Below are 10,218 nucleotides of genomic sequence, written 5' to 3' on the forward strand. Positions count from 1 at the left end.
AGGAATAGATCCATGAATATTCATGAATATCAGGCCAAGGCTCTCTTGAAGGGCTACGGCGCGCCGGTCGCAAGTGGCGTGCCGATCCTCAAGGTCGAGGAAGCCGAAGCGGCTGCAAAGTCGCTTCCGGGCCCGCTCTACGTCGTCAAGAGCCAGATCCATGCTGGCGGCCGCGGCAAGGGCAAGTTCAAGGAACTCGGCCCTGACGCAAAGGGTGGTGTTCGCCTTGCCAAGTCGATCGACGAAGTCGTCGCTCACGCCAAGGAAATGCTCGGCAACACGCTGGTAACGGCGCAGACGGGCGAAGCCGGCAAGCAGGTCAACCGTCTCTACATCGAAGACGGCGCCGACATTGCCCGCGAACTCTATTGCTCGCTGCTCGTCGATCGCTCGGTCGGTCAGGTTGCCTTCGTCGTTTCGACCGAAGGCGGCATGGACATCGAGGCTGTCGCTCATGACACGCCCGAGAAGATCCACACGATCGCCATCAACCCGGAAACCGGTGTGACGGCTGCCGACGTGGCTGCGATCTCCAAGGCCCTGCAGCTCGACGGCGCTGCCGCCGAAGATGCGAAGTCGCTGTTCCCGGCGCTTTACAAGGCCTTCAACGAGAAGGACATGGCTCTCCTCGAGGTCAACCCGCTGATCGTCATGAAGGACGGTCATCTGCGCGTTCTCGACGCCAAGATGTCCTTCGACGGCAACGCGCTGTTCCGCCATGACGACGTCAAGGCGCTGCGCGACGAGACCGAAGAAGACGCCAAGGAAATCGAAGCCTCCAAGTGGGACCTCGCCTACGTTGCCCTCGACGGCAACATCGGCTGCATGGTCAACGGCGCAGGCCTCGCCATGGCGACAATGGACATCATCAAGCTGTACGGCAAGGAGCCGGCAAACTTCTGCGACGTCGGCGGTGGCGCCGGCAAGGAGAAGGTGGCTGCAGCCTTCAAGATCATCACTGCCGACCCCAAGGTCGAAGGCATTCTCGTCAACATCTTCGGCGGCATCATGAAGTGCGATGTCATCGCTGAAGGCGTCGTGGCTGCCGTGCAGGAAGTCGGCCTCAAGGTTCCGCTCGTCGTTCGCCTCGAAGGCACCAATGTCGAGCTCGGCAAGAAGATCCTGAACGAGTCGGGTCTGGCGATCACGGCGGCTGACGATCTCGACGATGCCGCGAAGAAGATCGTCGCGGCGATCAACGCCTAATTTGAGGACCTGATAGATGTCTATTCTCGTAAACAAGAATACCAAGGTTCTCGTTCAGGGCCTGACCGGCAAGACCGGTACCTTCCACACCGAACAGGCCCTCGCCTACTACGGCACGCAGATGGTCGGCGGTATCCACCCGAAGAAGGGTGGCGAAACCTGGACCGGCTCGAAGGGCGAAAGCCTGCCGATCTTCGCTTCCGTCGCCGAAGGCCGTGAGAAGACCGGCGCTGACGCGTCCGTCATCTACGTTCCGCCGGCAGGCGCTGCAGACGCGATCATCGAAGCGATCGACGCCGAGATCCCGTTCATCACCTGCATCACCGAAGGCATCCCGGTCATGGACATGGTCCGCGTCAAGGCTCGCCTCGACCGCTCCAAGTCGCGTCTGCTCGGCCCGAACTGCCCGGGTATCCTGACGCCGGAAGAATGCAAGATCGGCATCATGCCGGGCTCGATCTTCCGCAAGGGTTCGGTCGGTATCGTTTCGCGCTCCGGCACGCTGACCTACGAAGCCGTCTTCCAGACCTCGAACGAAGGCCTCGGCCAGACGACGGCTGTCGGCATCGGCGGCGACCCGGTCAAGGGCACCGAGTTCATCGACGTGCTCGAGATGTTCCTGGCCGACCCGGCCACGACCTCGATCATCATGATCGGCGAAATCGGTGGCTCGGCTGAAGAAGATGCGGCGCAGTTCCTCAAGGACGAAGCCAAGAAGGGCCGCAAGAAGCCGATGGCCGGCTTCATCGCGGGCCGTACCGCGCCGAAGGGCCGCACCATGGGCCATGCCGGTGCAGTCGTTTCCGGCGGCAAGGGCGATGCTGAATCGAAGATCGCTGCCATGGAATCGGCAGGCATCAAGGTGTCGCCTTCTCCGGCTCGCCTCGGCAAGACGCTGGTTGAAGTCCTCAAGGGCTGATCCGACATAAGACCCGGGCGGCGGACTGCATCTGCCTCCTCCGCCCGGCTGACCTTTCGAATGCAGATGTGCCGCGGACAGGCGGCAAATGGAAATGCGGCAGCCGGCGAGATGGCCGGCAAACTCATCTTAGTCAGGAGGCGGGCGGAAGCGTCCGCATAACACCATGGCACGGCAAGAAGCCAACGAGCAGTTTCAGATCACTTCGTTTCTGGATGGCGCAAACGCTGCTTATATCGAGCAGCTCTACGCCCGTTATGAAGACGATCCGTCATCGGTCGACGAACAGTGGCGCACTTTCTTCAAGGCGCTCGACGACGATCCCGCTGATGTGAAGAAGGCGGCCAAGGGTGCATCCTGGCGCAAGAAGCACTGGCCGATCCCGGCCGGCGGCGATCTCGTCTCGGCGCTCGACGGCGACTGGGGTATCGTCGAGAAGGTTATCGAGACCAAGGTGAAGGCGAAGGCCGAAGCCGCAGGCAAGCCGGCGGAAGCCGCCGATGTCCTGCAGGCGACGCGCGATTCCGTCCGCGCCATCATGATGATCCGCGCCTACCGCATGCGCGGCCATCTGCATGCCAAGCTCGACCCGCTCGGTATCGCTGCTCCGGTTGAAGATTACCACGAGCTGTCGCCCGAAAATTACGGCTTCACGGCCGCCGATTACGATCGCAAGATCTTCATCGACAACGTTCTGGGCCTCGAATACGCGACCATCCGCGAGATGATCGAGATCCTCGAGCGCACCTATTGCTCGACGCTCGGCGTCGAATTCATGCACATCTCCAATCCGGAAGAGAAGGCCTGGATCCAGGAACGTATCGAAGGTCCGGACAAGGGCGTGGCGTTCACCCCCGAAGGCAAGAAGGCGATCCTGCAGAAGGTCATCGAAGCCGAAGGTTACGAGCAGTTCCTCGACGTCAAGTTCAAGGGCACCAAGCGTTTCGGCCTCGACGGCGGTGAATCGCTGATCCCGGCTCTTGAGCAGATCCTGAAGCGCGGCGGCTCGCTCGGCCTCAAGGAAGCCGTGTTCGGCATGGCCCACCGCGGCCGTCTGAACGTGCTTTCCCAGGTCATGGGCAAGCCGCACCGCGCCATCTTCCACGAGTTCAAGGGCGGCTCCTACGCGCCTGACGAAGTCGAAGGTTCCGGCGACGTGAAGTACCATCTCGGCGCTTCCTCCGACCGCGAATTCGACGGCAACAAGGTTCACGTTTCGCTGACGGCAAACCCGTCGCATCTCGAAATCGTCGACCCTGTTGTCATGGGCAAGGCCCGCGCCAAGCAGGACATGGGCGCCACCGTATGGGACGGCGACACCATTCCGCTGTCCGAGCGCTCCAAGGTTCTGCCGCTGCTGATCCACGGTGACGCGGCCTTCGCCGGCCAGGGCGTCATCGCCGAAATCCTCGGCCTTTCCGGCCTGCGCGGTCACCGCGTTGCCGGTACGATGCATGTCATCATCAACAACCAGATCGGCTTCACCACGAACCCGGCCTTCTCGCGTTCGTCGCCCTATCCGTCCGACGTCGCCAAGATGATCGAGGCGCCGATCCTGCACGTCAACGGCGACGATCCGGAAGCGGTCGTCTACGGCGCCAAGGTTGCCATGGAATTTCGCATGAAGTTCCACAAGCCTGTCGTCCTCGACATGTTCTGCTACCGCCGGTACGGCCACAACGAAGGCGACGAGCCGTCCTTCACGCAGCCGAAGATGTACAAGGTCATCCGCGGCCACAAGACCGTGCTGCAGATCTACGCCGAGCGTCTGATCGGCGAAGGCCTGCTGACCGAAGGCGAAGTCGAAAAGATGAAGGCCGACTGGCGCGCCCATCTCGAGCAGGAGTTCGAGGCTGGCCAGAGCTACAAGCCGAACAAGGCCGACTGGCTGGACGGCGAGTGGTCGGGCCTGCGCACGGCCGACAATGCCGATGAACAGCGCCGCGGCAAGACTGCCGTTCCGATGAAGCAGCTGAAGGAAATCGGCCGCAAGCTCTCCGAAATTCCGGAAGGCTTCCATGCGCACCGCACCATCCAGCGCTTCATGGAAAACCGCGCCAACATGATCCAGACGGGTGAAAACCTCGACTGGGCAATGGCGGAAGCGCTGGCATTCGGCTCGCTGGTCACGGAAGGCCACAAGATCCGCCTGTCGGGCCAGGATTGCGAACGCGGCACCTTCTCGCAGCGTCACTCGGTTCTCTACGATCAGGAAACGGAAGAGCGCTACATCCCGCTCGCCAACCTGTCGCCGACCCAGGCCCGCTACGAAGTCATCAACTCGATGCTTTCGGAAGAAGCGGTTCTCGGCTTCGAATACGGCTACTCGCTGGCTCGCCCGAATGCGCTGACCCTCTGGGAAGCCCAGTTCGGCGACTTCGCCAACGGTGCACAGGTCGTCTTCGACCAGTTCATCTCGTCGGGCGAACGCAAGTGGCTGCGCATGTCCGGTCTCGTCTGCCTTCTGCCGCATGGCTACGAAGGTCAGGGTCCGGAGCACTCCTCGGCACGTCTGGAGCGCTTCCTCCAGCTCTGCGCCGAAGACAACATGCAGGTCGCCAACGTCACGACGCCGTCGAACTACTTCCACATCCTCCGCCGTCAGCTGAAGCGCGACTTCCGCAAGCCGCTCGTGCTGATGACGCCGAAGTCGCTGCTGCGCCACAAGCGCGCGGTTTCGACCCTGGCTGAGATGGCCGGCGAGTCCTCCTTCCACCGTCTCCTGTGGGACGATGCCGAAGTCATCAAGGACGGTCCGATCAAGCTCCAGAAGGATGCCAAGATCCGCCGCGTCGTGCTTTGCACCGGCAAGGTCTATTACGACCTGCTCGAAGAGCGCGAAAAGCGCGGCATCGACGACATCTACCTGCTGCGCGTCGAACAGCTCTACCCGTTCCCGGCAAAGGCGCTCATCAACGAGCTCAGCCGTTTCCGGAATGCGGAAATGGTCTGGTGCCAGGAAGAGCCGAAGAACATGGGTGCATGGTCGTTCATAGACCCGTATCTGGAATGGGTTCTCGCCCATATCGATGCGAAGTATCAGCGCGTCCGTTACACGGGCCGCCCGGCCGCCGCTTCGCCGGCAACGGGCCTGATGTCCAAGCACCTGTCGCAGCTTGCCGCATTCCTTGAGGATGCGCTGGGCGGCTGACCCTCGAAACGAACAACGATCGAAACAAACTGATCAACGGAAACTAAAATCATGGCCACAGAAATCCGCGTTCCAACTCTTGGTGAGTCCGTCAGCGAGGCGACAGTCGGCACCTGGTTCAAGAAGGTCGGCGATGCCATCAAGGCAGACGAGCCGATCCTCGAGCTTGAAACCGACAAGGTGACCATCGAAGTCCCGGCTCCGGCTTCCGGCACGCTGTCCGAAATCGTTGCCCAGGCTGGTGAAACCGTCGGCCTCGGCGCGCTGCTCGGCCAGATCGCCGAAGGTGCCGCCGCTGCAGCCCCGGCCGCTGCGCCTGCTGCTGCCGCTCCGGCCAAGGTTGCCGAGCCGGCTGCTGCTGCACCGGCCGCTCCAGCCGCCGCACCGTCCTCCATGCCGCCGGCTCCGGCTGCTGCGAAGATGCTGGCTGAAAACAACATCTCGGCCGAGCAGGTCGATGGTTCTGGCAAGCGTGGCCAGGTCCTGAAGGGCGATGTCATCGCTGCCGTTGCCAAGGGTGTATCGGCTCCGGCTGCTGCACCGGCCGCCCCGGTTGCCGCCCGCGCACCTTCAACCGTCGAAGACGCCGGCCGCGAAGAGCGCGTGAAGATGACGCGCCTGCGCCAGACGATCGCGAAGCGCCTGAAGGACGCCCAGAACACGGCTGCCATGCTGACCACCTATAACGAGGTGGACATGAAGGCTGTCATGGACCTGCGCGCCAAGTACAAGGACGTCTTCGAAAAGAAGCATGGCGTGAAGCTCGGCTTCATGGGCTTCTTCACCAAGGCCGTGACCCACGCGCTGAAGGAACTCCCGGCCGTCAACGCCGAGATCGACGGCACCGACATCATCTACAAGAACTTCTGCCACGTCGGCATGGCTGTCGGCACTGACAAGGGTCTTGTCGTTCCGGTTATCCGTGACGCCGACCAGATGTCGATCGCCGAGATCGAAAAGGAACTCGGCCGTCTTGCAAAGTCTGCACGCGACGGTTCGCTGTCGATGGCCGACATGCAGGGTGGCACGTTCACGATCACCAACGGTGGCGTCTACGGCTCGCTGATGTCCTCGCCGATCCTGAACGCTCCGCAGTCGGGCATCCTCGGCATGCACAAGATTCAGGACCGTCCGGTTGTCGTCGGCGGCCAGATCGTCATCCGTCCGATGATGTATCTCGCGCTCTCCTATGATCACCGCATCGTCGACGGCAAGGAAGCAGTCACCTTCCTCGTCCGCGTCAAGGAAAGCCTGGAAGATCCGGAGCGTCTGGTTCTCGATCTCTAAGCGGAGCAAATCCGATGCGGAACCGGATCAAGCAGGCGGCATTGGCGCTTTTGTGCGCAGCCGCAGTGCATCTTCCGGTTCCGGCTTCCGCTGGCGCCTGGGATATCTCCAAGGCGAGCAGCAATTTCGACCTGGTCTCCCTGGATGATGCAGCACTTGCCGAGCGCAAGATCACCACGGTGAAGATGGGCGATGTGCAGCTGACATCCGGCCGTATCATCGCCGCCGATCCGCTGGCCCAGCCTGACCGTCCTGCCTTTGTCAGGACCGTGCCTCCGGGCAATTATCCCGTGACCCTCTATCAGGCCTTCGGCCGTGTCGCCGCCGCAAGCATGCGCTTCGGTGACGGCAAGCCGGTTCGCTGGGAGATGGCGGCGATCCCCGGGCAGGACCCGGCGAGCCTGAAGGACGACGAGATCTTCGGCTATCCTGTCGATGCCGGCCTCGGTTCCTACATGGATGCCGATACACTGAAGCTTCTTGAAGAGCGGGCGGAAGCAGCACAGGCGGCAAAGCCGGACGAAGATGTGAATTATTACGACGTCATCGCGCCTGAACTGAATGCCAATGGCGGCCGCTTCGCGCTTCACTCGCCTGTCGCAGGCAAGCCCGGCAATGTCGCGATCTTCTGGAGCGGCTGGGGCGACGGCTTCTATCCGGTTTTCTGGGGACTGGCCGAAGACGGTCATCCGCTGGTTATGCTGACGGATTTTTATGTGATCGAGAATTCTGACGGGCGGAAGGAGCCGGTGGCGCAATGAGCAAGAAAGCTAGCCTTGCAGCCCTGTTTGCGGTCTCTGCCCTGATCCTGCCTGATATCGCGGCTGCGGCCGATTGCCTGCAGTCGCATGCCGTCTATGCCGATCGTGACGGTATCTATCAGCTGAAGTTCCAGCCGCTGAATTCCGATGCGGCCGCTGCCAACAATCAGTTCAAAATGACGGTGAAAGATAGCGATGCGGTTCTCGATGGCTATGTCATGCCCTCCGAAGATCCGACGCGGACGATCGGCATGGTGATGTTCAATTGCCCGGATGGCGATGCGACGGGTGCCGATCTCGACGCCTGCACGATCTGGCAGGGACCGGTCTACGGCGTCGACGCCAAGGGCGTGATCGACAATCTGCCGGCCGAGAAGGCGAATGCCGTCGACAGCATCGTGCTTCCGGCAATTGGTCCGGCGCTTCGCGATTCCACTATTCTCGGTGAAGGCAAGCAGGTTGCTGCGCCCTGGGATGTCTTTGCCTTCAAGGAATGCACGAAATGAGCGGCGCACCTGTTCTCCTCGTCACCGGCGGAAGCCGTGGCATCGGTGCCGCGGTCTGCAGGCTTGCTGCAAGCCAGGGATGGCGCGTGGCCGTCAACTACGCATCGAACAGGGACGCTGCCGATGCTGTTGTTAGTGACATCGTCAGCCAGGGCGGCGAAGCCTTTGCCGTCAAGGGCGATGTCGGCAATGCGGCCGATATCACCGCAATGTTCGCAGCCGTCGACAAGCATTTCGGCCGGCTCGACGGTCTCGTCAACAATGCCGGTATCGTCGATCAGCCGCAGCGCGTCGACGAGATGGGCGTCGAGCGCATCGAGCGGATGATGCGCATCAATATCACTGGTTCGGTTCTCTGCGCTGCAGAGGCTGTGCGCCGCATGTCCACCCGTCACGGCGGCAAGGGCGGCTCGATCGTCAATATCTCCTCGATGGCGGCGATCATCGGTTCGCCGTCGCAATATGTCGACTATGCAGCTTCGAAGGCTGCGATCGACACCTTCACGATCGGTCTGGCGCGCGAAGTCGCGACGGAGGGCGTGCGCGTGAATGCGATCCGGCCGGGTATCATCGACACCGATATTCATGCATCCGGCGGCCTGCCGGATCGCGCCAAGGACATGGCGCCTTCCATTCCGATGCAACGGCCGGGAACGGCCGGTGAGGTCGCGGATGCGGTGCTTTATCTTCTCTCTTCGAATTCTTCCTATGTGACCGGCGCCATCATGAATGTGAGCGGCGGGCGCTAGGCATTTCCATTTCCTGACCAACGGACAAACAAAAGGAAAAGAACAATGGCTTACGATGTGATCGTTATCGGAACCGGCCCTGGCGGTTATGTCGCGGCAATCAAGGCTGCGCAGCTCGGCCTGAAGGTTGCGGTCGTCGAAAAGCGTGCGACCTACGGCGGCACCTGCCTCAATGTCGGCTGCATTCCGTCCAAGGCGCTGCTGCATGCCTCCGAGATGTTCCATCAGGCCGCGCACGGCATGGACGCCCTCGGCATCGAGGTCGCGGCTCCGAAGCTCAATCTCGAAAAGATGCTGGCGCATAAGGATGCGACCGTGAAGTCGAACGTCGATGGCGTCGCCTTCCTCTTCAAGAAGAACAAGATCGATGCCTTCCAGGGCACCGGCAAGATCGTCTCCGCCGGCAAGGTTTCCGTCACCGCCGAAGACGGCAAGGTGCAGGAACTCGAAGCCAAGAATATCGTCATCGCCACCGGCTCCGACGTCGCAGGCATCCCGGGCGTCAAGGTCGATATCGACGAGAAGATCATCGTCTCCTCGACCGGCGCGATCGCGCTGGACAAGGTGCCGGAGACGATGATCGTCGTCGGCGGCGGCGTCATCGGCCTCGAGCTCGGTTCTGTCTGGTCGCGCCTCGGCGCCAAGGTCACCGTCATCGAATATCTCGACAAGATCCTCGGCGCGATGGATGGCGACGTTTCCAAGCAGTTCCAGCGCATGCTCGGCAAGCAGGGCATCGAGATCAATCTCAGCGCCAAGGTTACCGGCGTCGAGAAGGGCGGCAAGGGCGCGAAGGTTACCTTCGAACCGGTCAAGGGTGGCGACGCCCAGACCGTTGAAGCCGATGTCGTGCTGATCTCCACCGGCCGCGTACCGTACACCGCTGGCCTCGGCCTCGAAGAAGCCGGCGTCAAGCTCGACAACCGCGGCCGCGTCGAAATCGACGGCCACTTCAAGACCAATGTCGATGGCATCTATGCGATCGGCGACGTCGTCAAGGGTCCGATGCTGGCGCACAAGGCTGAAGACGAAGGTGTCGCGCTCGCCGAAATCCTCGCCGGTCAGCACGGCCATGTGAACTACGACGTCATCCCGAGCGTCGTCTACACGCAGCCGGAAGTCGCTTCCGTCGGCAAGACCGAGGAAGAACTGAAGGCTGCAGGCATCGCCTACAAGACCGGCAAGTTCCCCTTCACCGCCAACGGCCGCGCCCGCGCCATGCTGGCGACCGACGGCTTCGTGAAGATCCTGTCGGACAAGGAAACCGACCGCGTGCTCGGCGGCCATATCGTCGGCTTCGGCGCCGGCGAGATGATCCACGAGATCGCCGTTCTCATGGAATTCGGCGGCTCCGCCGAAGACCTCGGCCGCACCTGCCATGCGCATCCGACGATGTCGGAAGCCGTGAAGGAAGCTGCACTGGCAGCGTTCTTCAAGCCGATCCATATGTGAGATCGGTAGCTGGTTAGTATGAAGCCGCGGTCTGAGAGGGCCGCGGCTTTTTTGTGCCCGGCGTTTTGGGCCTTAGCCGGCAGCTCGAGCCCGGAGCCCCCTCACCCTACCCTCTCCCCGAGGGGAGAGCGACTGTCTTCTGCGTCAAGCGTCTTGCCATGGTTTGTTGTCCCTGATGATGGCGTTG

General features: G+C 61.9%; 8 protein-coding genes. All 8 read left to right on the forward strand.

Translation table 11 applies throughout. The annotated features are described in order from the left end of the window. Positions 1–12: 12 nt before the first annotated feature. The 8 genes from sucC to lpdA all read left to right on the forward strand — a co-directional run bounded on the left by sucC (position 13) and on the right by lpdA (position 10,031). The gene (sucC, locus tag ACQZ5H_RS21175) at positions 13–1,206 is read left to right on the forward strand and encodes an ADP-forming succinate--CoA ligase subunit beta (RefSeq protein ID WP_112717924.1); all 1,194 of its coding nucleotides are present in this window, start codon (positions 13–15) and stop codon (positions 1,204–1,206) included. A 16-nt stretch (positions 1,207–1,222) separates the two neighbouring features. Beyond that, a complete protein-coding gene (gene sucD, locus ACQZ5H_RS21180; RefSeq protein ID WP_130283291.1) occupies positions 1,223–2,125 on the forward strand; it encodes a succinate--CoA ligase subunit alpha in 903 nt (300 codons plus the stop codon). Positions 2,126–2,291: 166 nt separating this feature from the next. Continuing rightward, a complete protein-coding gene (locus ACQZ5H_RS21185) occupies positions 2,292–5,276 on the forward strand; it encodes a 2-oxoglutarate dehydrogenase E1 component (RefSeq protein ID WP_130283293.1) in 2,985 nt (994 codons plus the stop codon). Between the two features lie 51 nt (positions 5,277–5,327). Continuing rightward, positions 5,328–6,563: a 2-oxoglutarate dehydrogenase complex dihydrolipoyllysine-residue succinyltransferase gene (odhB, locus tag ACQZ5H_RS21190; RefSeq protein WP_449098967.1), complete on the forward strand. Its 1,236-nt coding sequence runs from the start codon at positions 5,328–5,330 to the stop codon at positions 6,561–6,563. A gap of 14 nt (positions 6,564–6,577) precedes the next feature. Beyond that, on the forward strand, positions 6,578–7,324 hold the full coding sequence (locus ACQZ5H_RS21195) for a DUF4241 domain-containing protein (RefSeq protein WP_449098968.1): 747 nt from the start codon (positions 6,578–6,580) through the stop codon (positions 7,322–7,324). Then, positions 7,321–7,830 (forward strand): hypothetical protein, encoded by a 510-nt coding sequence (locus ACQZ5H_RS21200; RefSeq protein WP_449098969.1) that lies wholly within the window; start codon positions 7,321–7,323, stop codon positions 7,828–7,830. The genes ACQZ5H_RS21195 and ACQZ5H_RS21200 overlap by 4 nt, the downstream gene beginning before the upstream one ends. Next, a complete protein-coding gene (locus ACQZ5H_RS21205; RefSeq protein ID WP_449098970.1) occupies positions 7,827–8,579 on the forward strand; it encodes an SDR family oxidoreductase in 753 nt (250 codons plus the stop codon). The genes ACQZ5H_RS21200 and ACQZ5H_RS21205 overlap by 4 nt, the downstream gene beginning before the upstream one ends. A gap of 45 nt (positions 8,580–8,624) precedes the next feature. Then, positions 8,625–10,031 carry a dihydrolipoyl dehydrogenase gene (gene lpdA / locus ACQZ5H_RS21210; RefSeq protein WP_130283303.1) on the forward strand — a complete coding sequence of 469 codons (1,407 nt, stop codon included), beginning with the start codon at positions 8,625–8,627 and terminating at the stop codon, positions 10,029–10,031. The last annotated feature ends 187 nt before the right edge of the window (positions 10,032–10,218 follow it).

Source organism: Rhizobium sp. 21-4511-3d (assembly GCF_053522545.1).